Origin of the sequence: uncultured Fretibacterium sp. (assembly GCF_963544685.1) — a bacterium.
Classification (GTDB): Bacteria; Synergistota; Synergistia; order Synergistales; family Aminobacteriaceae; genus CAJPSE01.
Genome location: NZ_CAUUGJ010000013.1, coordinates 1 through 21,674, shown reverse-complemented (window position 1 = coordinate 21,674; position 21,674 = coordinate 1). Strand labels below are relative to the sequence as shown.

Below are 21,674 nucleotides of genomic sequence, written 5' to 3'. Positions count from 1 at the left end.
TGATATCGCGCGTGTCTCGAACACAGGAGGTATCCTTGTGCCTTTAAGCGAACTTGCGGCGGCGGAGCGGGTTGTCGGGGAGAAGGAAGTGCGGCGGGCCCTCGCCAAGGGGTTGCTGCGCAAGGTTTTTGTCGCCCTAGACGCGGAGTCCGGGAGGGGGGAGTCCCTTCTGGCGGATGCCGGGGCCGCCGGGGTCGAGGTGGAGCAAGTCGAGTCCCGACTGATTTTGGGCCGGGCCTGTGCCATAGACAGATCAGCCGCTGCGGCGGGGTTGCTGAAGCGCTGACCTAATAGATGTTTTTGCGATTCATATCGAGGAGGAGATTCTGTGCCAACCATCAACCAGCTTGTGCGTTTCGGCCGCGAGGAGAAGCGAACCAAGAGCGACTCTCCGGCCCTGCAGGGGAACCCTGCCCGCAGGGGGGTCTGCACCCGCGTTTATACGGTGACCCCCAAGAAGCCGAACTCGGCCCTTCGTAAGGTCGCCCGCGTGCGCCTGACCAACGGCATCGAGGTCACGTCCTACATCCCGGGCATCGGCCATAACCTGCAGGAGCACTCCGTGGTGCTCGTCCGCGGAGGGCGCGTCAAGGACCTTCCCGGCGTCCGGTATCATATCGTCCGCGGCACGCTCGACTGCGGCGGAGTCGAAAACCGGAAGCGCAGCCGCTCCAAGTACGGCGCGCGTAAGCCGAAGGCCAGTTAGCCAGGGAGGGGAAGGTTATGCCTCGTAAGGGTCATGTGAGGAAGCGGGAGACCGTTCCGGATACCCGGTTCGGAAACCCGGCGGTCGCCAAGTTCATCAGCAGCCTGATGAAGGGCGGAAAGAAGAGCGTCGCCGAGAGGATTCTGTACACGGCGCTGGACAACGCGGCGGAGAAGCTCGGGACGGAGCCCTTCGACGTGTTCGAGAAGGCAATGAGCAACGTGGCGCCCCAGATCGAGGTGCGTCCGCGCCGGGTGGGCGGGGCCACCTATCAGGTTCCCGTCGAGGTTCCCCCGGAGAGGGGGCAGCTGCTCTCGATCCGCTGGATCATCTCCTATGCCCGCTCCAAGAAGGGGATGCCGATGTCGGAGCGTCTGATGCGCGAGCTGATGGATGCCTACAAGAACGAGGGCAGCTCCATCAAGAAGCGTGAGGATACGCACAGGATGGCGGAGGCTAATCGCGCGTTCGCTCACTATCGCTGGTAATTCCAATTCAAATCACTCGTATACTTCGTTGTCTTTGCTCGCCTTGCTCGACGTACCTCTTTGTACGCCTTCGCGGCGGTTCGCAAAAGCCGCCTCGTCTACGAGCGATTTGGAATTTGGAATGATTTGCCTCCTGCGGAGGCGTCTATTTTTGGCGGCTGAATTCCGAATGTCGGGGCATCGCCGGAGTCCGGATACCTGGATCCCGGATCCGGCCCGGGCGTTCGGGGTGCCGCGTTTGGGTAGGTGCGTTTTTTGGACATTTCAAAGCTCAGAAACATAGGAATAGCGGCCCACATCGACGCGGGGAAGACGACGACCAGCGAGCGCATCCTGTACTATACGGGGCGCAGCTACAAGATCGGCGAGGTCCACGAGGGCGCTGCGACCATGGACTGGATGGAGCAGGAGCGCGAGCGCGGCATCACGATCACGTCCGCGGCCACGACCTGCGTCTGGAAGGATCACACCATCAATCTTATTGATACGCCCGGTCACGTGGACTTTACGGTCGAGGTGGAACGTTCCATGCGAGTGCTCGACGGGGCGGTCTCCGTCTTTTGTGCCGTGGGCGGAGTGGAGCCCCAGTCCGAGACGGTCTGGCGGCAGGCGGACAAGTATCATGTCCCGCGCGTGGCGTTCGTCAACAAGATGGACCGTATCGGCGCGGACTTCGACGCGGTGGTCTCGGCGATTCGCGAGCGTCTCGGGGCCTGTGCCATCCCCATTCAGATGCCGATCGGGGCCGAGGACGATTTCTCCGGGGTCGTGGACCTGATCGAGCAGAAGGCCGTGATGTTCAGCGGCGAGCTGGGGCAGCCCCCCAGCGTGACGACGATCCCCGCGGAGCTGGCCATGCCCGCCAAGGCGGGGCGGGACGCCATCATTGAGGCGCTCTCCGACTTCAGCGACGATATGATGACCCTCTACCTCGAGGGGCAGGAGGTCGGTTCCGAGCTGATCCGGAAGGTGCTGCGCGAGGCGACGATCGCCCTCAAGGCCGTGCCGGTACTCTGCGGATCGGCCTTCAAGAACAAGGGCGTGGAGCTGGTGCTGGACGCGGTGGTCAACTACCTGCCCAGCCCCATCGACCTGCCGCCCATCCATGGGACGGAGCCCGGCAATCCCGAGAAGGTCCTGGAGCGCCACAGCGACCCCAAGGAGCCCTTTGCCGCCCTGGCCTTCAAGGTGGCGGTGGATCCCTTCCTCGGCAAGCTGATCTTCCTGCGCGTCTACTCCGGCAGGCTGGAGAAGGGAAGCGCTATTTACAACGCGACCTCGGGCCAGAGGGAGCGCATCGGCCGCATCATGCGGATGCACTCCAACAAGCGGGAGGACATCGATGTGATGGAGGCGGGCATGATCGTCGCCGTCCCCAGCCTGAAGGGCACCAAGACGGGCGACACGCTCTGCGACGAGGCTCATCCGATCGTTCTGGAGAGCCTGGTATTCCCCGAGCCGGTCATCTCGCTCGCCGTGGAGCCCGCGACCCAGGGGGACAAGATCAAGCTCAGCAAGGGGCTGGTGGCGCTGGCCGACGAGGACCCGACCTTCCGCGTCCGCACGGACGAGGAGAGCGGGCAGACGATCATTTCCGGCATGGGCGAGCTGCACCTCGAGATCATCGTGGATCGGCTGAAGCGGGAGTTCGGAGTCGACGTCAAGGTCGGCCGTCCCCAGGTCTCCTACAGGGAGGCCATCCAGCGTTCGTCCTCGGCCGAGGGCAAGTACATCCGCCAGTCCGGCGGCCGCGGCCAGTACGGGCACGTGGTGTTCGAGATGGAGCCCCTTCCCGAGGGCAAGGGCTACGAGTTCGAGGACCGCATCGTGGGGGGCGTCGTCCCGAAGGAGTACGTCGCCGCCGTGCAGAAGGGCCTGGAGGAGGCCATTCAGAGCGGCGTCCTGGGCGGGTATCCGGTGATCGGTATCAAGATCGCCTTGGTCGACGGCAGCTATCACGACGTGGACAGCTCGGAGATGGCGTTCAAGATCGCGGCCTCCATGGGGTTCAAGGAGGCCATGAAGAAGGCGGCCCCGGTCCTCATGGAACCGATCATGTCCGTCGAGGTCGTGACCCCGGAGGACTACGTCGGGGACGTTATCGGCGACCTCTCCTCCCGGAGGGGGCGCATCGAGGGGATGGACATGAGGGCCAACGCGCGTATAATAAGGGCTTACGTGCCTCTTGTAGGGATGTTCGGATACGCGACGGACCTCAGAAGCAAGACCTCGGGCCGGGCCAACTATACGATGCAGTTCGACCACTACGAGCCTACGCCCGCGGACGTCGCGGAAAAGGTGCTTCAGGGTAAGGCCGAATAAGTTTTTTTACATACATTACATTTTTTCAGAGGAGGCAATTCGGAGATGGCGAAGGAGAAGTTCGAGCGAAGCAAGACGCACCTGAACATCGGGACGATCGGTCACATCGACCACGGGAAGACATCGCTGACGGCGGCGATAACGAAGTGTCTTGCGACGCAGAAGTGGGCGGACTACACGGCGTACGACATGATCGACAAGGCGCCCGAGGAGCGGGAGCGCGGGATCACGATCAACATCTCGCACGTGGAGTATCAGACGGAGAAGCGCCACTACGCGCACATCGACTGCCCGGGCCACGCGGACTACATCAAGAACATGATCACGGGAGCGGCGCAGATGGACGGGGCCATTCTGGTCGTGAGCGCGGCGGACGGCCCGATGCCTCAGACGCGCGAGCACGTGCTTCTGGCGCGCCAGGTGAACGTTCCCGCGCTGGTGGTGTTCATGAACAAGACGGACCAGGTTGACGACCCCGAGCTTCTGGACCTTGTGGAGATGGAGATTCGTGAGCTTCTGAACAAGTACGAGTTTCCGGGTGACGAGATTCCGATCATCCGGGGCTCGGCGCTCGAGGTGTTGGAGAAGGGTAACGGGACGCGCGAGGACCCGATCTGCAAGCCGATCTGGGATCTGATGGATGCGTGCGACAGCTATATTCCTGAGCCTGTCCGCGAGACGGAGAAGCCTTTCCTGATGCCTGTGGAGGACGTGTTCACGATCACGGGTCGCGGGACGGTTGTGACGGGCCGGGTGGAGCGCGGCATCATCAAGGCGGGCGAGGAAGTGGCGATTGTCGGGATGAAGACGGACATCAAGAAGACGGTTGCGACGTCGCTCGAGATGTTCCGTAAGATTCTGGACGACGCGGTAGCGGGGGACAACGTGGGCATTCTGCTTCGTGGGGTGGACAAGGACGAGGTGGAGCGCGGACAGGTGTTGGCGAAGCCTGGTAGCGTGACGCCGCACACGAAGTTCAAGGGCGAGGTGTACGTACTGAAGAAGGAGGAGGGCGGCCGTCATACGCCGTTCTTTGCGGGGTACAAGCCGCAGTTCTACTTCCGTACGACGGACGTTACGGGCGGGATCAAGCTTCCCGAGGGAGTGGAGATGGTTATGCCGGGCGACAACGCGACGTTCGAGGTGGATCTGATCGTGCCGATCGCGATGGAGGAAGGTCTTCGTTTCGCGGTCCGCGAGGGCGGCCATACGGTGGGCGCCGGCGTCGTCACCAAAATCCTCGAGTAGGGCATAGAGGGACACGGCAGTGGCTAAAAGAATCCGTATCCGGCTGAAGGCATTTGACCACAGGGTTCTCGACACGTCCGCAGCCCAGATCGCGGAGACGGCGGAGGGCACGGGGGCCAGGGTTTCCGGCCCCATTCCCCTCCCCACCGAGATCAGCAAGGTGACGATCCTGAAGTCGCCTCACAAGGACAAGGACGCGCGGGAGCAGTTTGAGATGAGGACGCACAAGCGTCTGATCGATATCGTCGAACCGACGCAGAAGACCATGGATGCGTTGATGCAGCTCAATCTTTCCTCTGGAGTCGATATCCAGATCAAGCTCTAGCCCCTTAAGGGGGTATGGAGTAATTCCAATTTCAAATCGTTCGTAGACAAGGCGGCTTTTGTGAGCCGACGCGAAGGCGTACAAAGAGGTACGTCGAGCAAGGCGAGCAAAAACAACGCAGTATACGAACGGTTAGGAATTGGAATAAGGGAAGCGCTGGAGCTGAAAGGAGAATATATAACAATGGGTATAGGGATACTGGGGAAGAAGGTTGGCATGGCTCAGATCTTCGACGAGCAGGGACAGGCCGTGGCGGTCACGGTGATCGCGGCGGGCCCGTGCCCTGTCGTTGCCGTCCGGACCCCCGAACAGAACGGATACTCTGCCGTTCTTCTCGGCTTTGGGGCGATCAAGCCGCATAAGCTGTCCAAACCCCTAAAAGGTCTTTTCGACAAACACAAGCTCGAGCCCAGGCGGACGCTGCGCGAGTTTCGTCTCGAGACGGCGGACGGGTATGAGATTGGGCAGGAGATCAGGGTGGATCTGTTTGAGACGGGCGAGAAGGTGGACGTCAGGGGCGTCAGTAAGGGCAAGGGGTTTGCCGGGGTCATGAAGCGCTATCACTTCGGCGGCCAGCAGTTCAGCCATGGAACGTCGGTCATGCATCGGCATGGCGGTTCCAGCGGCGCCATCTCCTTCCCGGGCCGAATCTTCCCGGGCAAACGGATGCCGGGACATATGGGCAGCGAAAAGGTGACGGTCAAGAATCTCACGATCATGGCCGTCGATCCGGAGAACAACCTCCTCCTTGTCAAGGGGGCCGTGCCGGGTGCCAAGAACAGCCTGGTCACCCTCTACAAGAAGAAGTAAGCGATAGGGAAGGAGGGTACAAGGATTATGCCTGCAGTTAAAGTTGTGGATTTCAACGGCCAGGATGCCGGGGAGATGGAGCTCTCCAACGTCGTGTTCGACGCCCCGCTGCACGTCCCGGCCATGCACCAGGTCGTGGTGGCCCATCTGGCCAACTGCCGCCAGGGCACGCACTCCACGAAGACCCGAGGAGAGGTCAGCGGCGGCGGAAGGAAGCCCTGGAAGCAGAAGCATACGGGGCGCGCCCGCCAGGGAAGCACGCGTTCCCCCATCTGGGTCCACGGTGGCGTGGCCCACGGCCCGAAGCCGAGGGACTACCACCAGAAGGTCAACAAGAAGGTGCGCCGGCTGGCCATGAAGAGCGCTCTTTCGGTCAAGGTTCGTGATTCTCTGATGACCGTGGTGAGGGGGATGGAGATGGACAAGCCCTCCACGAAGGCCATGAAGGGTTTCATGGATGCCATCGGGGCACAGAAGGTTCTTGTGGTCTACCATGAGGGCGGGGACAACGTCATGCGTTCGGTTCGCAACATCCCGGGCGCCAAGTTCCTCAACATCGCCAGCATCAACGTCTACGATCTTCTGAACTCCAGGACGCTGGTCGTGACCCCCGAGGTCGTCGCCCGGCTCGAGGAGGTGTATGCGAGATGAATCTGGTCGCTCACGATATTGTTATCCGGCCGATCGTCACCGAGAAGAGCAGCTCCCTGATGGGACACAACAAGTACACCTTCGAGGTCCACAAGGATGCCAACAAGATCCAGATCCGCCAGGCGGTCGAGCAGATCTTCAAGGTGAAGGTGCTGAGCGTCAACACGATCAACGTCAAGGGCAAGCCCAAGCGTATGGGCGCCTTTATGGGGAAGACCCGGTCCTGGAAGAAAGCGATTGTGGCACTGCCGGAGGGGCAACGCATCGAGTTCTTCGAGGGTGCCTCGGTTTGATGCGGGGCAGCCCAGAAAGAGGTAGATGAAGATGTCGATCAAACAGTTCAAACCCTATACCCCGGGCCGCCGGCAGATGTCCATCCAGGGACGCGAGGACATTACGGCCGACAAGCCCGAGCGCTCCCTCACCACCGAGTTGCGCAAGAGCGGCGGACGCAACAACACCGGCCGCATCACGATGCGTCATATCGGCGGGGGGCACAGGCGGACCTACCGCATCATCGACTTCCGCCGCGACAAGATCGGGGTCCCCGGCAAGGTGGCTACGGTCGAGTACGACCCCAACCGGAACGCCCGCATCGCGCTGATTCATTATGCCGACGGCGAGAAGCGGTACATTCTGCTTCCCAAGGGGCTGAAGGTCGGGGATACGATCCATTCCGGTCCCGAGGCCGACATCACCCCGGGCAACGCCCTGAAGCTGAAGGACATCCCGGTGGGTACGGTCGTCCATAACCTCGAGCTCGAGCCGGGGCGGGGCGCCAAGCTGGTGCGTGCGGCGGGGACGTCGGCCCAGCTGATGGCGAAGGAGGGCAAGTACGCCTTCATCCGTATGCCCAGCGGCGAGCTCCGTCTGATCCTCCTTGAGTGCATGGCCACGGTGGGACAGGTGGGGAACGAGGATTACGAGAACATCTCCCTGGGCAAGGCGGGGAAGACCCGTTGGAGCGGCCGCCGGTCCCGCGTGCGCGGCATGGTGATGAACCCGGTGGACCACCCGATGGGCGGCGGCGAGGGAAAGAGCAAGAGCAACAAGCATCCTGTTTCTCCGTGGGGCACGCCGGCTAAGGGATATCGTACGCGCAAGCGCAAGCCTTCCGACAGGCTGATCGTTCGCCGCCGTTACGATAAGTAGACGTGAGGAGGGACTTTTAGGATGGCTCGTTCCGCCAAAAAGGGGCCTTTCATCGAGCAGAGGCTCCTGGCCAAGATAGAAGAGATGAACATATCGGGAAACAAGAAGGTCCTGAAGACCTGGTCCCGTCGTTCCACCGTCGTTCCGCAGATGATCGGTCATACGATCGCCGTCCACAACGGGCGGATGCACCTGCCGGTCTACGTCAGCGAGAACATGGTTGGGCACAAGCTGGGGGAGTTCGCCCCGACGCGCAAGTTTGGGCATCATGCGGGGCAGGAACGCTCCACGAAGGGAAGGTAGGGGAGCCGCTATGGAGAAATCGACAGCCAAGGCCATGGCGCGCCAGGTCAGGATCTCCCCGATGAAGGTGCGGCAGGTCCTGGCCCTCATTCGGGGCAAGGATGCGGGCGAGGCCCTGACGATTCTGCGCTTCTCCCCTCAGAAGGCCGCGCGGATCGTCTACAAGGTCCTGCAGAGCGCCGTGGCGAACGCCGAGCACAATTACGGGATGGATACGGACAAGCTGCAAGTCGTCACGGCCTTTGCGGATCAGGGGCCCTCGATGAAGCGCTTTCGTCCCGCCTCCATGGGCAGAGCCCATCCTTATGTGCACCGCACATCCCATGTGACCGTTACGGTTTCGGAACGTTAGGAGGGTTTTTTCGTGGGACAGAAGGTTCATCCCGTAGGATACAGGCTTGGGGTTGCTACGGAGTGGGAGTCCAAGTGGTACGCCGGCCGCAAGGAGTATGCGAAGAAGCTGCACGAGGACCTCAGGCTCCGTGAGTGGGTATTGAAGAAGTGGGAGGGGGCCTCCATCTCCCGCGTGGATATCGAGCGCGTGGGGCACGTGATCCGCTTCACGATTTGGACCGCCCGGCCCGGAGTGGTGATCGGCCGCGGCGGGGCGGAGATCCAGACGATCAAGGACGAGCTTCAGGCCCTGACCGGCGGTAAGGTGATGGTCAACGTCCAGGAGATCAAGAATCCCGACGTCGTCGCCCAGTTGGTCGCCGAGAGCATCGCCTCCGCGCTTGAGCGCCGCGTCTCCTTCCGCCGGGCCATGAAGCAGGCGATCTTCCGCGCGACGAAGGCGGGGGCGCTGGGGATCAAGGCTCAGGTGGCCGGACGCCTTGGAGGCGCGGAGATCGCCCGTACCGAATGGTACAACGAGGGGCGGCTTCCCCTCTCGACGATTCGGGCCGATATCGATTACGGCTTTGCCGAGGCCAACACGATGTATGGAGTGATCGGCTGTAAGATCTGGATTTATCGCGACCGTGAGAACGAGCGCCCCGTGGCGCCTCGCAGCGGCCGCCGTGAAAGGGCAAGGGGGTAGTTCGTCATGCTTATGCCCAGCAGGGTAAAATACCGAAAATCCCACAGATCCCCCCTTCGGGGCGTCTCCAAGGGCGCCACGACGGTCGCATTCGGGGACTGGGGAATTCAGGCCCTTGAGAACGCCTGGATCACGGCGCGCCAGATCGAGGCTACCCGCGTGGCGATATCCAGAAAGATGAAGAAGGGCGGAAAGATCTGGATCCGCGTCTTCCCGGACCGCCCTTACACGAAGAAGCCCCTGGAGACCCGCATGGGGAAGGGAAAGGGCGCGCCCGAGTTCTGGGTTGCCGCCGTCAAGCGGGGTCGCGTCCTGTTCGAGTTTGCGGGGATTCCTCAGGATCTCGCCGAGATGGCCTTCCGGACGGCCTCCCACAAACTGCCGATCAAGGTGCGCATGGTGTCAAGAGAAGGTATGGGTGGTGAAGACTGATGGATGCGACGAAACTTCGGGAACTGAATCTGGAGGAGCTCCAGGAGCAGTACCGCCGCTATAAAGAAGAACTGTTCAATCTTCGTTTTCAGAACGCAGTCGGACAACTCAAGAACACGAGCCGCATCCGGGATGTCCGAAAGATCATAGCCAGAGTGCTGACCGTCGCGGGCGAGAAGAGCCGAGCGGCGGAGGGCTCTGCGGCCAGGAGGTAGGTCGTCCATGGAGGCACATATGGAGACGGGGCTCTCCCACCGTAAGGTTCGGGTGGGAATAGTGGTCAGCAATAAAATGGACAAGACGGTGGTCGTCAAGGTCTCCCGCCTTGCGGAGCACCCCCTTTACGGGAAGCGTATTCAGAGGGCCAAGAAGTACGTGGCTCACGACGAGGAGAACACCTGCCGCATCGGAGACCAGGTGCGAATCCGCGAGACGCGTCCTCTGAGCAGGACCAAGAGGTGGGAGCTCATTGAAGTGATGCGGCGCGCCCCTGTCTTTGGTTCTGATACGCCCGGGGAGGAGTAAGTTATGATTCAGTTGACGACAGTATTGAACGTTGCTGACAACTCCGGAGCCCGGAAGCTTTTCTGCATCCAGGTCATGGGCGGGAGCCGGCGTAAGTGGGGCTCGATCGGCGACGTCATCGTCGCCTCGGTTCGCGAGGCCATCCCCAACAGCAACATCGCCAAGGGGTCCGTGGTCAAGGCCGTGATCGTCCGCACCCGGAAGGAAGTTCGCCGCCGCGACGGTTCTTACGTCCGCTTCGACGACAACGCCGCCGTGATCATCGACAACAACGGGGAGCCGAAGGGGACGCGCATCTTTGGTCCCGTGGGCCGGGAGCTGCGCGCGAAGAAGTACATGCGCATTCTCTCCCTCGCGCCCGAAGTGGTTTAGGAGGCGTGGAATTATGTCGGTAAGACTCAGGAAAAACGACCGGGTCCATGTGATCTCCGGCAAGGACAAGGGCAAGGAAGGCAAGATCATGCGCCGCTTCCCGGCGCGCGACATGGTCGTCGTCGAGGGCGTGAACATGGTCTCGCGCCACATGAGGCCCAGCCAGAAGAGCCCTCAGGCGGGGATCGTCAAACAGGAGGCCCCCATCTACGCCGCCAAGGTGATGCTGGTCTGCCCGCAGTGCGGGAAGGCAACGCGCGTCGGCTCCTCCTTCCTGGAGAGCGGCAAGAAGGTCCGCGTCTGCAAGAAGTGCGGCGAGATCATCGACAGGGCCTGATTGGGGAGGACACGAAAATGACGCCGCGTATGTTGGAGAAGTACAAGACGGAGGTCGCTTCCGCCCTGCAGAAGGAGTTCGGGTACGGGAACGTGATGCAGCTCCCCAAGATCAAGAAGATCGTGGTGAACATTGGGGTGGGCGACGCCAAACTGGATATCAAGTTTATGGATGCGGCGATCGCCGAGCTTCGCGCGATTACGGGGCAGCAGCCCCTTCTCAAGCGTGCGAAGAAGTCCATCGCCGGGTTCAAGGTGCGCGAGGGGATGCCCGTGGCCTGTTCGGTCACCCTCCGGGGGGAACGCATGTGGGAGTTCCTGGACCGCCTGATCTCTCTGGCCCTGCCCAGCATCAAGGACTTTCAGGGCGTTTCGAAGCGCGGGTTCGACGGCCGCGGGAACTACAACCTGGGGCTGCGTGAGCAGCTCATCTTCCCGGAAATCAGCTACGACAAGGTTATCCGTTCCCGGGGCATGAACGTCTCCATCGTGACCAGCGCTTCGAGCGACGAGGAGGCCTATGCGCTCCTCAAGGGCATGGGAATGCCCTTCAACAATCGTTAGACAGGGGGCAAGGCAGAGAAATGGCAAGGAAGGCTATGAGACACAAGGCGACACTGGCCCCTAAGTTCGAGGTGCGGCGGCACAACCGCTGCCCGCTGTGCGGCAGGGTGCACGCCTATATGCGTATGTTCGACATGTGCCGCTGCTGCTTCCGCAAGCTGGCCCGGGAGGGCAGAATACCCGGCGTCGTCAAATCGAGCTGGTAGCCTAGGGGGGCAACGGAATGTACGTTAACGATCCCATCGCGGATATGCTCACGAGGGTGCGCAACGCGAACATGATTTACAGCGACAGCGTGGATGTTCCCGCCAGCAAGATGAAGCTGGCCATCGCCCGGATTCTCAAGGAAGAGGGCTATATCAGGAACTTCAAGACGATCACCGACCCGAAGAAGCCCTATGCTTCGATCCGCATCTTCCTCTCCTACGGCCCCGACCGCGAGCGCGTGATTCAGGGGCTGCGCCGGATCAGCAAGCCGGGGCGAAGGATCTACGTAGGCAAGGACAAGCTGCCCGTCGTCATGGGGGGGCTTGGGCTGGCCGTGCTCTCGACCTCCCAGGGGCTGAAGTCGGGCTCCGAGGCCGCCAAGCTGGGGCTGGGCGGAGAAGTCCTCTGCTACGTCTGGTAAGGGGGGGCTTTTACGGATGTCTCGCATTGGACGCAAGGCGATCGTCCTCCCCAAGGGGACGAGCGTGACGATTAAAGGAGATAAGGTCGTGGTGAAGGGCACGAAGGGGGAGCTGAACACCCCGTTGATGCCCGGAATTGCGGTGGACGTCTCGGACGACAGGGTCGTGGTGTCCCGGTCGAACGACGAGAAGCAGACCTGCGCCTGGCACGGGATGACCCGGGCCCTGATCGCCAACATGGTGACCGGGGTGACCGAGGGGTTCCAGAAGACGATGGAGATCGTCGGCGTGGGCTGGAGGGCCCAGCTGCAGGGCAAGAAGCTCGTCATGAACCTGGGCTTTTCCCATCCGGTCGAGTTCACCCCTCCCCAGGGGGTCGAGATCGTCGTGGAGAACCCGGTCAAACTCGTCGTCAAGGGAATCGATAAGGAGCTGGTGGGGCAGACCTGCGCCCTCATCCGGGAGTATCGCCCGCCGGAGCCCTATCATGGCAAGGGGATTCGTTTCCAGGACGAGCATATCGTTCGCAAGGCCGGTAAGACCGGCGCGAAGTAGGCGAGGGTGGACTCGAAATGAAGAAGAGAAGCAGAAATGACTTGCGCGTCGTGCGGCATGAGAGGCTGCGCCGGACGCTTGCGGGCACGGCCGAGAAGCCGAGGATGGCCGTCTTTCACAGCCTGAAGTACGTTTACGTCCAGATCATCGACGACGACCTGGGGCATACTCTGGCGGCGGCCTCCAGCCTGGAGAAATCTGTCAGGGAAGGGCTCAAGGGGACCTGCAACGTCGAGGCCGCCAAGGCGGTCGGCAAGCTGGCCGCGGAGCGGGCGAGGGCGAAGGGAATCGAGGCGGTGGTCTTCGACCGCGGCGGCCATGAGTATCACGGCAAGGTCAAGGCCCTGGCTGATGCGGCCCGCGAGGCCGGCCTCAAGTTTTAATCGGCCTCGGCTGAATATTTTAGGAGAGCAGGCTGATCATGATCAAAAAGCGAATCGATGCTAAATCCCTGGAGCTGAAAGAGCGCGTCGTCGCCATCAACCGCGTGAGCAAGGTCGTCAAGGGCGGCAAACGCTTCAAGTTCGCCGTGCTTGTCGTCGTCGGGGACGGCGAACGCTATGTCGGGGCGGGGATCGGCAAGGCCAAGGAGATATCCGAGGCCGTGCGCAAGGGGATCGACAAGGCGAGCAAGGAGCTCGTGGAGATCCGCCGGGCTGGGGATACGATGCCCCACCCCGTCACGGGCAACTTCGGAGCCGCCGCGGTCCTGCTGAAGCCCGCTCCTGCCGGAACGGGAGTCATCGCCGGCGGGGTGGTGCGCGCCATCATGGAGCTGGGCGGCGTCAAGGACGTCGTCACCAAGGTCGTGGGGCGTACCTCCAACTCCATCAACGTGGCCTGGGCGACCCTGGAGGCCATCAAGGAGACCCGTACCGCGGAGGAGATCTACAAGCTGCGCGGGAAGAAGGCCCCGGAACCCGCGGCCGCATCCGCGGACTAGGCGGACTCGGGTGCATTAGGAGGTTGTCCCTATGGCTAAGATAAGGATCAAATGGATCAAGAGCGCCATCGGGTTCGCGGAGCGTCAGAAGCGGACCCTCAAGGCTTTGGGATTTCACAAGCTGCAGTCGACGGTGGAACACGAGGATACCCCTCAGATCCGCGGCATGATCGAGCACGTCAGGCACCTGGTCGTCTGGACGAGCGATAACTGAGGAGGCGGACGCACATGAATATTCACGATCTCAGCCCCGCACCGGGCTCCCGAAAGAAGGCCAAGCGCCTGGGGCAGGGAATCGCCAGCGGCACGGGCAAGACCGCGGGGAAGGGCCACAAGGGACACAAGGCCCGGGCGGGCGGCGGCGTGCGCCCCGGGTTCGAGGGAGGCCAGATGCCTCTGGCCCGCAGGGTGCCCAAGCGCGGCTTCAACAACGCCCGTTTCGCCCGGGAGTATCAAATCGTCAATGTCTCTTCCCTGAACGATAAGTTCGAGGCGGGCCGCGAGGTTACCGCTCACGATCTCCTGAACGCAGGGCTGATCCGTTCCGACTCCCTGCCCGTCAAGATACTGGCTAAGGGAGATCTCGCCAAGGCTCTGACCCTGAAGGTCGATGCGGTCAGCGGCGGGGCGCGTGCGAAGATCGAGGCGGCAGGCGGGAAGGTCGAGGTGATCTGACGTGCTCGGGTCTTTCGGCGACGCCTTCAGACTGCCCGACCTTAAACGACGGATCCTGTTCACCCTCGGCGTCCTGTTCGTCTTCCGGCTTGGGGCCCATATCCCCACGCCGGGCGTCGATACGGCGGCGATGGCTCAGCTCTTCGGCGGCAACAACAGCGGGGTTCTGGATTTCCTGAACCTCTTCTCCGGCGGGGCCCTGCAGCGTTTCAGCATCTTCTCCCTCGGGGTCGCTCCCTACATCAACTCGAGCATCGTCATGCAGCTCCTGGTCGTCATCTTCCCCTACCTGGAGAAGCTCCAGAAGGACAACACCGAGGGGCGCAAGAAGATCGTCCAGTGGACGCGCTACGGTTCCGTGCTCTTCGCCGTGGTGCAGGGCGTGGGTATGACGGCGTGGCTGGGAAGCCTCGGGATCTTCTCCGGCAGCTTCTTCAGCGCGCTTCTGGTCGTGACGACGCTCACGGCGGGTTCCATCGCCGTGATGTGGATGGGCGAGGAACTGTCGGATCACGGCATCGGCAACGGCATCTCCCTCCTGATCTTCGCGGGCATCGTGGCCCGGATCCCCGAGGCGGTGATGCAGAGCTGGAGCATGGTCCGCGTGGGGCAGCTGAACCTGCTGGCGCTTCTGGTCGGGCTCATCCTCATGGTCATCGTCGTCGCGGGATGCATCATGCTCCAGGAGGGGCAGCGGCGTCTGCCGGTCCAGTACGCCAAGCGCGTGGTGGGCAACAAGGTGTACGGCGGCCAGAGCACGTTTATCCCGCTGAGGGTCAATCAGTCCGGGGTCATCCCCATCATCTTCGCCTCGTCCATCCTGATCTTTCCCTACACGGTGGCGAATTTCTTCAGCGAGAGCTCCATTGGACGATTCCTTAAGGCTCTTTTTGAGCCGAACAGCCTGTTCTACATCATCTGCTATGTCGCGCTGATCATATTCTTCGCCTACTTCTACACGGCGGTCGTCTTCAACCCAACGGACATCGCCAACAACATGAAGAAGTACGGCGGGTTCATCCTGGGCATCCGGCCCGGTCAGCCCACGGCGGACTACATCACGAAGGTGATGGAGCGCATCACGCTGGGCGGGGCCGTCTTTTTGGCGATCATCGCCCTGGTCCCCAACTTCATGTCCTCCATCATGGGGATCAAGAGCTTCTATTTCGGCGGCACGGCGGTCCTGATCGTCGTCGGCGTCGCGCTCGACACCGTACATCAGATCGAAGCCCAGCTTTTGATGCGCCACTACGACGGCATCCTCAGGAAGTCCGGCGGAAAATCGGGCAGCCTGCTCCGCATGTAAGGGCATAGGAGGCGAATCACCGTGAGATTGGTCCTTTTAGGTGCTCCGGGCTCGGGAAAGGGAACGCAGGCCGCTCTTTTGAAGGAGCGTCTCGGCTGTGCCCACGTCTCGACCGGCGATATCTTTCGGAAGAACCTGAAGAAGGAGACGCCTCTCGGTCTCCTTGCCCGCAGCTACATGGACAAGGGGGCCCTGGTTCCCGACGAGGTCGTCCTGAAGATGGTGTCGGGCCGTCTTCTGGAGCCCGACATGAAGGCGGGGTTCCTGCTGGACGGTTTTCCCCGCACCATAGCGCAGGCGGAGTTCCTCGAGAGCTTCCTTGCGGAGCGGGGCCAGGCGCTGGATGCGGTCATCCTCTTCGACATCGGGGACGAGGCCCTGGTCCGGCGTCTCTCAAACCGGCGGACCTGCCGTTCCTGCGGGGCGATCTTCAACCTCCTGACCCTGGACGGGGACGGGCACAGCTGCCCTGCCTGCAGCGGGGAGCTTTATCAGAGGGACGACGACGAGGAGTCCGTGATCCGAAATCGATTGAAGGTCTTCCACGACCAGACCCAGCCGCTGATCGACTGGTATGGGAAAAAGGGACTGCTGAGCGCTGTGGACGCCTCTCAGGCTCCGGAAGCGGCCTATGGCGATATCGCGGCGATTCTGAAACGGCATGGTGCATCTTAAGTCGGAGGAGGAGCTCGTCCTGATGCGTCGGGCGGGCAAGGTGGTCGCGGAGGTGCTGGACCTCCTGCGGGAGGCCGTCCGCCCGGGGATCTCCACGGGAGAGCTGGACCGCGTGGCGGAGGAGCATATCCGCTCCTGCGGGGCGGCGCCCGCGTTCAAGGGATACCGTCCTGCGCCCTCCATGAGCCCCTTCCCGGGGACGATCTGCGCCTCGATCAACGAGGAGATCGTCCATGGTTTTCCCAGCGACGGGCGCAGGCTGGCGGAGGGCGACATCCTGAGCGTGGACGTTGGGGCCTGCCTGGACGGTTATTATGGGGATGCCGCCTGTACCTACCCCGTGGGGGCCGTCAGCGCGGAGCGTCGGAAGCTCCTCGACGTGACGGAGGCGTCTCTGAACCGGGCCATCGCCGCGGCCCTCGCGGGCAGGACGATCGGAGATATCGGACATGCCGTCGAGTCCTACGTCGTTCCGCTGGGGTACGGCATCGTCCGGGACTTTACGGGGCACGGCGTGGGGAAGAAGCTTCATGAGGCGCCCCAGGTCCCCAACTTCGGGCGCTCCGGTCGGGGCGTGACCCTCCAGCCCGGCATGACCCTGGCGATAGAGCCCATGATCATGGCGGGGCGCGAGAAGGTCCTGATCGGAGAGAACGGGTGGGTGGTCGTTACCGCCGACGGTTCCGATGCAGCGCATTTCGAGAGGTCCATCGCCGTTACGGCCGATGGGCCGGAGATATTGACTCCATGGACAAGTCCCTAGACCCCCGCTTCGGACCCTACAGACTGGGGCAGGTGGTGCTCTCCAGAAGGGGCAAGGACAGGGGAAGCCGCTATGTGGTGGTGGGTTTCCCGGAAGAGGACAGATTGGCCCTGGCGGACGCGGACCGGTTCAACGTGTCGCGGCCGAAGAGGAAGAATCCGAAGCATGTACAGCCGACGTCGCTCTTTGCGGCGGAGGTCGCCGAGTGGGTACGGTCGGGCAGGGACATTGACCGGGGGCGCTTTTGTCAGATCCTGAACGCGCTCGATGGAGATGCGCTGAACGAGGAAAGAAGTCGGAACGGAGAGGCAGGGTAGCGAATGGCAAACAAAGAGGAAGTCATCGAAGCGAGGGGCGTCGTCTCGGAACCTCTTCCCAACGCCATGTTTCGTGTGGAGCTGGAGAACGGGCACAAGCTCCTGGCTCACGTCTCGGGCAAGATGCGAATGCATTTCATCCGGATCCTTCCCGGGGACAGGGTCCTGGTCGAGGTCTCCCCTTACGATCTCACCAGGGGAAGGATCATTTACCGCTATAAATAAACGGGGAGCGTCCGGCCCTCTGTCCTCCGTCGGAGGTCCCGATTCGGATGGGGGCGCAGGCTGAAAGCCCGTATGTTGGAGTTGAATGACCAGGAGGCGCTGGGGGCTGTTTGTGTGTCCCGGCCGGCGTTTTTCTGAAGATTTGCTGAGGAGTGGGAACAATGAAGGTGAAACCGTCGGTCAAACCGATCTGTGAGTTTTGTCGTGTGATTCGGCGCAACGGCGTCGTGCGGATCATCTGCAGCCGCGACCCGCGCCACAAGCAGCGTCAGGGTGCGAGGAGGTAAGAGGGAATGGCTCGTATTTCAGGTGTGGACATCCCGCGCGAGAAGCGCATTGAAATTGCGTTGACCTATATCTTCGGCATCGGCCTTCCCTCGTCGAAGAAGATTCTGGCGGCCACGGGCGTCGACCCCAATATCCGGGTCAAGGACCTCTCGGAGGCCGACGTGCAGAAGCTGCGCCGTGAGATCGAGGACCACTACCGGGTGGAGGGCGACCTGCGCCGCGAGGTCTCGATGAACATCAAGCGGCTGATCGACATCGGCTGCTACAGGGGGCTCCGGCACAAGCAGGGGCTGCCCGTCCGGGGTCAGAAGACGAAGACCAACGCCAGGACGCGCAAGGGGCCGCGGCGTACTGTAGCCAATAAGAAGATGGCGGGCAAGTAATTCCAATTCAAATCATTCGTATGCTTCGTTGTCTTTGCTCACCTTGCTCGACGTACCTTTTTGTACGCCTTCGCTTCGGTTCGCAAAGGCCGCCTCGCCTACAAATGATTTAGAAATGGATTACTTTGTCCTCTAAGAAAAAACGGGAAGATTTTTGGAGGAGGCGAAACGCGCGTGGCCAAAAGAACGGTCCGTAAGGGCAAAAAGCGTGAAAAGAAGAATATCAGTTATGGGGTGGCCCATATCTACTCCACCTTCAACAATACGATTCTCTGCATCAGCGACAGGGGCGGCAACGTCCTCTCCTGGTCCAGCGGGGGCAACGTGGGGTTCAAGGGGACCCGCAAGTCCACCCCATTCGCGGCGCAGATCTCGGCGCAGCAGGTGGCCAAGGGAGCTCAGGATCACGGCGTGCGTGAGATCGACGTCATCGTGAAGGGGCCTGGGCCGGGCCGCGAGTCCGCCATCCGCTCCCTTCAGGCTGCGGGGCTTCAGGTCAACCTGATCAGGGACACGACCCCCATTCCTCACAACGGCTGCCGCCCGCCCAAAAGACGCAGGGTCTAAACGTCCTCCGTGCTTTTGGCAGCTTTGACGGCGAGAGCGTCTCATGGGTGTGTTGAAACCCGGCCTTTCGGCGTCTGTGAAGAATAGGAGCATAAACAATGTCGGAAACCTTGGAAATCTTACGGCCCGTCCTTAAGCTGGAGGAGAACACCCCCACTTACGGACGTCTGGCTTTGGAGCCTCTGGAACGGGGCTACGGCATGACGTTGGGCAACGCGCTGCGTCGGGTGCTGCTCTCCTCGATCCGAGGCGCCGCCATCACGTCGGTCCGCATTGAGGGAGTACTGCACGAATTCAGCACCGTCCCGGGCGTGCGCGAGGATGTCATCGAGATTATGATGAATCTGAAGCATGTCCCCGTCCGTTCCAGGAGCAAAGAGGTGCGCGTCATTTCCGTGGAGCTCGAAAAAGCGGGACTCGTGACGGCCAGGGACATCCAGGTGGACAGCGAGGTCGATTTCGTCGATCCCGACGCGAAGATCTGCACGCTGGAGAAGGGGACGCGCCTTGCCATGGAGCTCTACGTCGAGCAGGGGACGGGCTATCTCTCCGCCGAGCGGCCCCGTCCCTCCTATCTCCCGGTGGACGCCCTGCTCACCGACGCCATCTTCTCCCCGGTCCTTCGCGTGAACTACCGGGTGGAGGCGGCGCGGGTCGGGCAGAGGACGGACTACGAGCGCCTGATCCTGGACGTCTGGACGAACGGCATCGTCACCCCGGACATGGCGGTCGGCGAGGCGGCGGAGATCGTCCGGACCTATTTCGGCAATGTCGTCTCGGCCCTCGAGCAGTGCCGCGAGGAGGGGCTCCAGACGGGGCCCAGTGACGAAAAGGGCAGGGGCGCCAAGATCGCCGATGGGGATGCCGAGCTCTTCGCGCGCCCGGTTCGGGACCTCGAGCTCTCGATCCGGAGCGAGAACTGCCTCCTGCGCGGCGGCATTCAGACGATTGGGGACCTCCTGCAGAAGTCGCGGGAGGACCTTCTGAAGATCCGCAACCTGGGGAAGATATCCCTGAACGAGATCTGGGAGAAATTGGAGAGCGCCGGCTTGAAGCTGCGCGAGAAGAAAGATATAAAAGCAACCAAGGAGGATTAAGGCTATGAGACACCGTGTGGATCATAGAACGCTTGGCCGCTACGGCAGCCATAGAAGGGCGATGCTGGCCAACATGGCCGCCAGCCTGTTCCTGAACGGGCAGATTCAGACCACCGTCACCCGCGCCAAGGAACTGCGCCGCGTCGCCGAGAAGCTGATCACCCGGGCCCGCGGCGGTTCCGTTCACGACATCCGCCTCGTGTTCTCCCGGATGCCTCACAAGGAGGCTGCGACGAAGCTGTTTCAGGAACTGGCCCCCCGCTATGCCTCTTTCGACAAGGGCGGGTACACGCGCATCGTCAAACTGGGGAACCGCTCGGGCGACGGCGCGCCGATGGCCGTGATTCAGCTTATCGAGAGATAGCCCAGGGCTTTTCCAGTGCCTTGAGCTCTCCAAGAAACGTGCCCCTCCTCTCCCTGCGGTCGGTCGTCTTTTCCTACGACGGGACGCGGCGGGTCCTGGACGGGATATCCCTGGATGTCCGTCCAGGGGAGCGGGTTGCCGTTCTGGGGCACAACGGCTCCGGAAAATCGACGCTCGTCAGGATTCTGGGCGCTCTGCAAGCTCCTTTGCAGGGTGCCTGTTTCATTTCTGGCCGGGATGTCCGGGGGATCCCCTTTGAGGAGCTGCACGCAAAGGTGGGGGTCGTCTTCCAGAACCCGGAAAGCCAGATCGTGGCCGCCGTCGTGGAGGACGACGTCGCCTTCGCCCCCGAGAATCAGGGACTGCCCCCCTCGGAGATCGAGGAACGGGTGGCGTGGGCCCTGGAACGCGTGGGGATGGCGCACAAACGTTCCTCCCCGGTCTCGGCCCTCTCGGGCGGCGAGAAACAGAGGGTGGCCCTGGCGGGGGCGCTGGCCTCGAAGGCCGAATGCCTCATTCTGGACGAGCCCACCGCGATGCTGGACCCCGAAGGGCGCCTCGAGGTCGCCGGGGTGCTGCGCGCCATCCATGAGTCCGGGACGGCCCTCGTGCAGGTGACGCACCAGTTGGAGTGCCTCGAGGACGCCGACCGGATCCTTGTCCTCTCGAAGGGACGATGGCTCTGGCAGGGGGATGCGCGCGACTTCTGGCCGGATGCGGAGCGGCTTGGCTTCGAGCTTCCTCCGCTGCGCCGCCTGGCCGCCCGTCTGGGGGCGAGGGGGGTATCGGTTCCCTCCTCCACGGTCGAGGGCGTCACATCTGCGGTCGCGGCGCGTCTTCCGGGCCGGTCCGCCTCGTCCCCGCCACCGGCCGATCGGCGCTCCGTCCCCGAGCTCCCGGCTCTTCTGGAGGTTCGGGACCTGTCCTTCCGCTTCGATGCCCCCTCGCCCGAGACGCCCCTCATATTGGACGGCGTCGATGCGCTTTTTCCTCGAGGGGCGTGGACCGCGGTGGTCGGACGCACCGGGAGCGGAAAATCGACGCTGGTCCAGCACCTGAACGGCCTCTACAAGGTGCAGTCGGGGCGGATACTCATCGAGGGCTCGCCCCTTCCTCAGGCGGGCGAGGACCTGCATCGGCTTCGCAGGAGGGTGGGGCTCGTCTTTCAGACCCCCGAGGATCAGCTCTTCTGTCCGACGGTGCGGGAGGAGCTCTCCTTCGCCCCGGCCAACGCCGGCTTCGAGGACGAGCGTCTGGAGCAGGCGGTCCGTTCGGCCATCTCCGATGTGGGGCTGAACGACGATTTTCTCCTCCGCAACCCTCTGGCCCTGTCGGGGGGGGAGCGCCGTCTGGTGGCCATCGCCTCCGTGCTGGCCGCCGATCCGGAGTGCCTTATCCTCGACGAGCCGACGGCTGGGCTCGACGCGGCCTACCGGAGGAGGATCCTCTGCCTTTTATCGGACCTGAGGCGATGCGGCCGGACGGTCATCACCATCACCCACGACCTCGAGATGGCCTTCGGGTGCTGCGACCGGCTGCTCGTCATGGATTCCGGAAGGACGGTGGGGGAGCTGTCTCTTATACACATCTGACGCTGCCGACGACTAGTCGAGT

37 protein-coding genes are annotated in these 21,674 nt (G+C 62.4%); all 37 read left to right on the top strand.

Annotation, left to right across the window (positions count from 1 at the left end; all coding sequences use genetic code 11):
• Positions 1 to 37: 37 nt before the first annotated feature.
• The 37 genes from ABLA28_RS02485 (at position 38) to ABLA28_RS02305 (ending at position 21,652) form a co-directional block, all read left to right on the top strand.
• A complete protein-coding gene (locus ABLA28_RS02485; RefSeq protein ID WP_299300169.1) occupies positions 38 to 286 on the top strand; it encodes a 50S ribosomal protein L7ae in 249 nt (82 codons plus the stop codon).
• A gap of 42 nt (positions 287 to 328) precedes the next feature.
• Positions 329 to 706 (top strand): 30S ribosomal protein S12, encoded by a 378-nt coding sequence (rpsL, locus tag ABLA28_RS02480; RefSeq protein WP_299081649.1) that lies wholly within the window; start codon positions 329 to 331, stop codon positions 704 to 706.
• 17 nt (positions 707 to 723) lie between these two features.
• Complete coding sequence (gene rpsG, locus ABLA28_RS02475) at positions 724 to 1,194, top strand: 30S ribosomal protein S7 (protein WP_299300172.1); 471 nt, start codon at positions 724 to 726, stop codon at positions 1,192 to 1,194.
• Positions 1,195 to 1,440: 246 nt separating this feature from the next.
• The gene (gene fusA, locus ABLA28_RS02470; RefSeq protein WP_347712357.1) at positions 1,441 to 3,516 is read left to right on the top strand and encodes an elongation factor G; all 2,076 of its coding nucleotides are present in this window, start codon (positions 1,441 to 1,443) and stop codon (positions 3,514 to 3,516) included.
• A 45-nt stretch (positions 3,517 to 3,561) separates the two neighbouring features.
• Positions 3,562 to 4,764 (top strand): elongation factor Tu, encoded by a 1,203-nt coding sequence (tuf, locus tag ABLA28_RS02465; RefSeq protein ID WP_347712356.1) that lies wholly within the window; start codon positions 3,562 to 3,564, stop codon positions 4,762 to 4,764.
• A gap of 19 nt (positions 4,765 to 4,783) precedes the next feature.
• Complete coding sequence (gene rpsJ, locus ABLA28_RS02460) at positions 4,784 to 5,089, top strand: 30S ribosomal protein S10 (protein WP_299299843.1); 306 nt, start codon at positions 4,784 to 4,786, stop codon at positions 5,087 to 5,089.
• Between the two features lie 183 nt (positions 5,090 to 5,272).
• Positions 5,273 to 5,899 carry a 50S ribosomal protein L3 gene (gene rplC / locus ABLA28_RS02455; protein WP_314717444.1) on the top strand — a complete coding sequence of 209 codons (627 nt, stop codon included), beginning with the start codon at positions 5,273 to 5,275 and terminating at the stop codon, positions 5,897 to 5,899.
• 27 nt (positions 5,900 to 5,926) lie between these two features.
• On the top strand, positions 5,927 to 6,550 hold the full coding sequence (gene rplD, locus ABLA28_RS02450) for a 50S ribosomal protein L4 (protein WP_314717448.1): 624 nt from the start codon (positions 5,927 to 5,929) through the stop codon (positions 6,548 to 6,550).
• Complete coding sequence (rplW, locus tag ABLA28_RS02445; RefSeq protein ID WP_299299849.1) at positions 6,547 to 6,843, top strand: 50S ribosomal protein L23; 297 nt, start codon at positions 6,547 to 6,549, stop codon at positions 6,841 to 6,843. The genes rplD and rplW overlap by 4 nt, the downstream gene beginning before the upstream one ends.
• Before the next feature lie 31 nt (positions 6,844 to 6,874).
• On the top strand, positions 6,875 to 7,702 hold the full coding sequence (gene rplB / locus ABLA28_RS02440; protein ID WP_299299852.1) for a 50S ribosomal protein L2: 828 nt from the start codon (positions 6,875 to 6,877) through the stop codon (positions 7,700 to 7,702).
• Between the two features lie 21 nt (positions 7,703 to 7,723).
• A complete protein-coding gene (gene rpsS / locus ABLA28_RS02435) occupies positions 7,724 to 8,005 on the top strand; it encodes a 30S ribosomal protein S19 (RefSeq protein ID WP_299075763.1) in 282 nt (93 codons plus the stop codon).
• A gap of 10 nt (positions 8,006 to 8,015) precedes the next feature.
• Positions 8,016 to 8,357, top strand: coding sequence for a 50S ribosomal protein L22 (gene rplV, locus ABLA28_RS02430; protein WP_299075765.1), 342 nt, complete (start codon positions 8,016 to 8,018; stop codon positions 8,355 to 8,357).
• A 12-nt stretch (positions 8,358 to 8,369) separates the two neighbouring features.
• Positions 8,370 to 9,044, top strand: a complete 675-nt coding sequence (gene rpsC / locus ABLA28_RS02425; RefSeq protein WP_299299854.1) for a 30S ribosomal protein S3 — start codon at positions 8,370 to 8,372, stop codon at positions 9,042 to 9,044.
• Positions 9,045 to 9,050: 6 nt separating this feature from the next.
• Positions 9,051 to 9,476: a 50S ribosomal protein L16 gene (gene rplP / locus ABLA28_RS02420; RefSeq protein WP_299299855.1), complete on the top strand. Its 426-nt coding sequence runs from the start codon at positions 9,051 to 9,053 to the stop codon at positions 9,474 to 9,476.
• Complete coding sequence (gene rpmC / locus ABLA28_RS02415; RefSeq protein WP_314717457.1) at positions 9,476 to 9,691, top strand: 50S ribosomal protein L29; 216 nt, start codon at positions 9,476 to 9,478, stop codon at positions 9,689 to 9,691. The genes rplP and rpmC overlap by 1 nt, the downstream gene beginning before the upstream one ends.
• Positions 9,692 to 9,698: 7 nt before the next feature.
• Positions 9,699 to 10,001 carry a 30S ribosomal protein S17 gene (rpsQ, locus tag ABLA28_RS02410; RefSeq protein WP_347712355.1) on the top strand — a complete coding sequence of 101 codons (303 nt, stop codon included), beginning with the start codon at positions 9,699 to 9,701 and terminating at the stop codon, positions 9,999 to 10,001.
• A gap of 3 nt (positions 10,002 to 10,004) precedes the next feature.
• Positions 10,005 to 10,373 carry a 50S ribosomal protein L14 gene (gene rplN / locus ABLA28_RS02405; RefSeq protein ID WP_299299861.1) on the top strand — a complete coding sequence of 123 codons (369 nt, stop codon included), beginning with the start codon at positions 10,005 to 10,007 and terminating at the stop codon, positions 10,371 to 10,373.
• 13 nt (positions 10,374 to 10,386) lie between these two features.
• Positions 10,387 to 10,710: a 50S ribosomal protein L24 gene (rplX, locus tag ABLA28_RS02400; protein WP_299077700.1), complete on the top strand. Its 324-nt coding sequence runs from the start codon at positions 10,387 to 10,389 to the stop codon at positions 10,708 to 10,710.
• A gap of 17 nt (positions 10,711 to 10,727) precedes the next feature.
• Positions 10,728 to 11,273, top strand: coding sequence for a 50S ribosomal protein L5 (rplE, locus tag ABLA28_RS02395; protein WP_299299864.1), 546 nt, complete (start codon positions 10,728 to 10,730; stop codon positions 11,271 to 11,273).
• 20 nt (positions 11,274 to 11,293) lie between these two features.
• Entirely contained in the window at positions 11,294 to 11,479 is a 186-nt protein-coding gene (locus ABLA28_RS02390) for a type Z 30S ribosomal protein S14 (protein WP_299299866.1), read from the top strand.
• Between the two features lie 17 nt (positions 11,480 to 11,496).
• Entirely contained in the window at positions 11,497 to 11,901 is a 405-nt protein-coding gene (gene rpsH / locus ABLA28_RS02385) for a 30S ribosomal protein S8 (RefSeq protein WP_299077710.1), read from the top strand.
• A gap of 16 nt (positions 11,902 to 11,917) precedes the next feature.
• Entirely contained in the window at positions 11,918 to 12,457 is a 540-nt protein-coding gene (gene rplF, locus ABLA28_RS02380; protein WP_299299868.1) for a 50S ribosomal protein L6, read from the top strand.
• A 17-nt stretch (positions 12,458 to 12,474) separates the two neighbouring features.
• Positions 12,475 to 12,840, top strand: coding sequence for a 50S ribosomal protein L18 (gene rplR, locus ABLA28_RS02375; protein WP_299299870.1), 366 nt, complete (start codon positions 12,475 to 12,477; stop codon positions 12,838 to 12,840).
• Positions 12,841 to 12,878: 38 nt separating this feature from the next.
• Entirely contained in the window at positions 12,879 to 13,400 is a 522-nt protein-coding gene (gene rpsE / locus ABLA28_RS02370) for a 30S ribosomal protein S5 (protein WP_299299872.1), read from the top strand.
• 31 nt (positions 13,401 to 13,431) lie between these two features.
• On the top strand, positions 13,432 to 13,614 hold the full coding sequence (gene rpmD / locus ABLA28_RS02365) for a 50S ribosomal protein L30 (RefSeq protein ID WP_347712354.1): 183 nt from the start codon (positions 13,432 to 13,434) through the stop codon (positions 13,612 to 13,614).
• A 14-nt stretch (positions 13,615 to 13,628) separates the two neighbouring features.
• Complete coding sequence (gene rplO, locus ABLA28_RS02360) at positions 13,629 to 14,075, top strand: 50S ribosomal protein L15 (RefSeq protein WP_314717471.1); 447 nt, start codon at positions 13,629 to 13,631, stop codon at positions 14,073 to 14,075.
• A 1-nt stretch (position 14,076) separates the two neighbouring features.
• Positions 14,077 to 15,381, top strand: coding sequence for a preprotein translocase subunit SecY (secY, locus tag ABLA28_RS02355; protein ID WP_347712353.1), 1,305 nt, complete (start codon positions 14,077 to 14,079; stop codon positions 15,379 to 15,381).
• 21 nt (positions 15,382 to 15,402) lie between these two features.
• Positions 15,403 to 16,056 carry an adenylate kinase gene (locus ABLA28_RS02350; protein WP_347712352.1) on the top strand — a complete coding sequence of 218 codons (654 nt, stop codon included), beginning with the start codon at positions 15,403 to 15,405 and terminating at the stop codon, positions 16,054 to 16,056.
• Positions 16,043 to 16,819, top strand: a complete 777-nt coding sequence (gene map / locus ABLA28_RS02345; RefSeq protein ID WP_347712351.1) for a type I methionyl aminopeptidase — start codon at positions 16,043 to 16,045, stop codon at positions 16,817 to 16,819. Before ABLA28_RS02350 ends, map begins: the two co-directional genes overlap by 14 nt.
• Positions 16,804 to 17,136: a KOW domain-containing RNA-binding protein gene (locus ABLA28_RS02340; protein ID WP_347712350.1), complete on the top strand. Its 333-nt coding sequence runs from the start codon at positions 16,804 to 16,806 to the stop codon at positions 17,134 to 17,136. The genes map and ABLA28_RS02340 overlap by 16 nt, the downstream gene beginning before the upstream one ends.
• 3 nt (positions 17,137 to 17,139) lie before the next feature.
• Positions 17,140 to 17,361, top strand: coding sequence for a translation initiation factor IF-1 (gene infA, locus ABLA28_RS02335; RefSeq protein WP_299299884.1), 222 nt, complete (start codon positions 17,140 to 17,142; stop codon positions 17,359 to 17,361).
• A gap of 161 nt (positions 17,362 to 17,522) precedes the next feature.
• Positions 17,523 to 17,648 (top strand): 50S ribosomal protein L36, encoded by a 126-nt coding sequence (gene rpmJ, locus ABLA28_RS02330; protein ID WP_314717476.1) that lies wholly within the window; start codon positions 17,523 to 17,525, stop codon positions 17,646 to 17,648.
• Between the two features lie 6 nt (positions 17,649 to 17,654).
• On the top strand, positions 17,655 to 18,032 hold the full coding sequence (rpsM, locus tag ABLA28_RS02325; RefSeq protein WP_299077742.1) for a 30S ribosomal protein S13: 378 nt from the start codon (positions 17,655 to 17,657) through the stop codon (positions 18,030 to 18,032).
• 174 nt (positions 18,033 to 18,206) lie between these two features.
• A complete protein-coding gene (rpsK, locus tag ABLA28_RS02320; RefSeq protein WP_314717477.1) occupies positions 18,207 to 18,599 on the top strand; it encodes a 30S ribosomal protein S11 in 393 nt (130 codons plus the stop codon).
• Between the two features lie 98 nt (positions 18,600 to 18,697).
• Positions 18,698 to 19,696 (top strand): DNA-directed RNA polymerase subunit alpha, encoded by a 999-nt coding sequence (locus ABLA28_RS02315; protein WP_315101520.1) that lies wholly within the window; start codon positions 18,698 to 18,700, stop codon positions 19,694 to 19,696.
• A 4-nt stretch (positions 19,697 to 19,700) separates the two neighbouring features.
• A complete protein-coding gene (rplQ, locus tag ABLA28_RS02310) occupies positions 19,701 to 20,060 on the top strand; it encodes a 50S ribosomal protein L17 (RefSeq protein ID WP_299301579.1) in 360 nt (119 codons plus the stop codon).
• 20 nt (positions 20,061 to 20,080) lie between these two features.
• Positions 20,081 to 21,652, top strand: coding sequence for an energy-coupling factor transporter ATPase (locus tag ABLA28_RS02305; protein WP_347712349.1), 1,572 nt, complete (start codon positions 20,081 to 20,083; stop codon positions 21,650 to 21,652).
• The last annotated feature ends 22 nt before the right edge of the window (positions 21,653 to 21,674 follow it).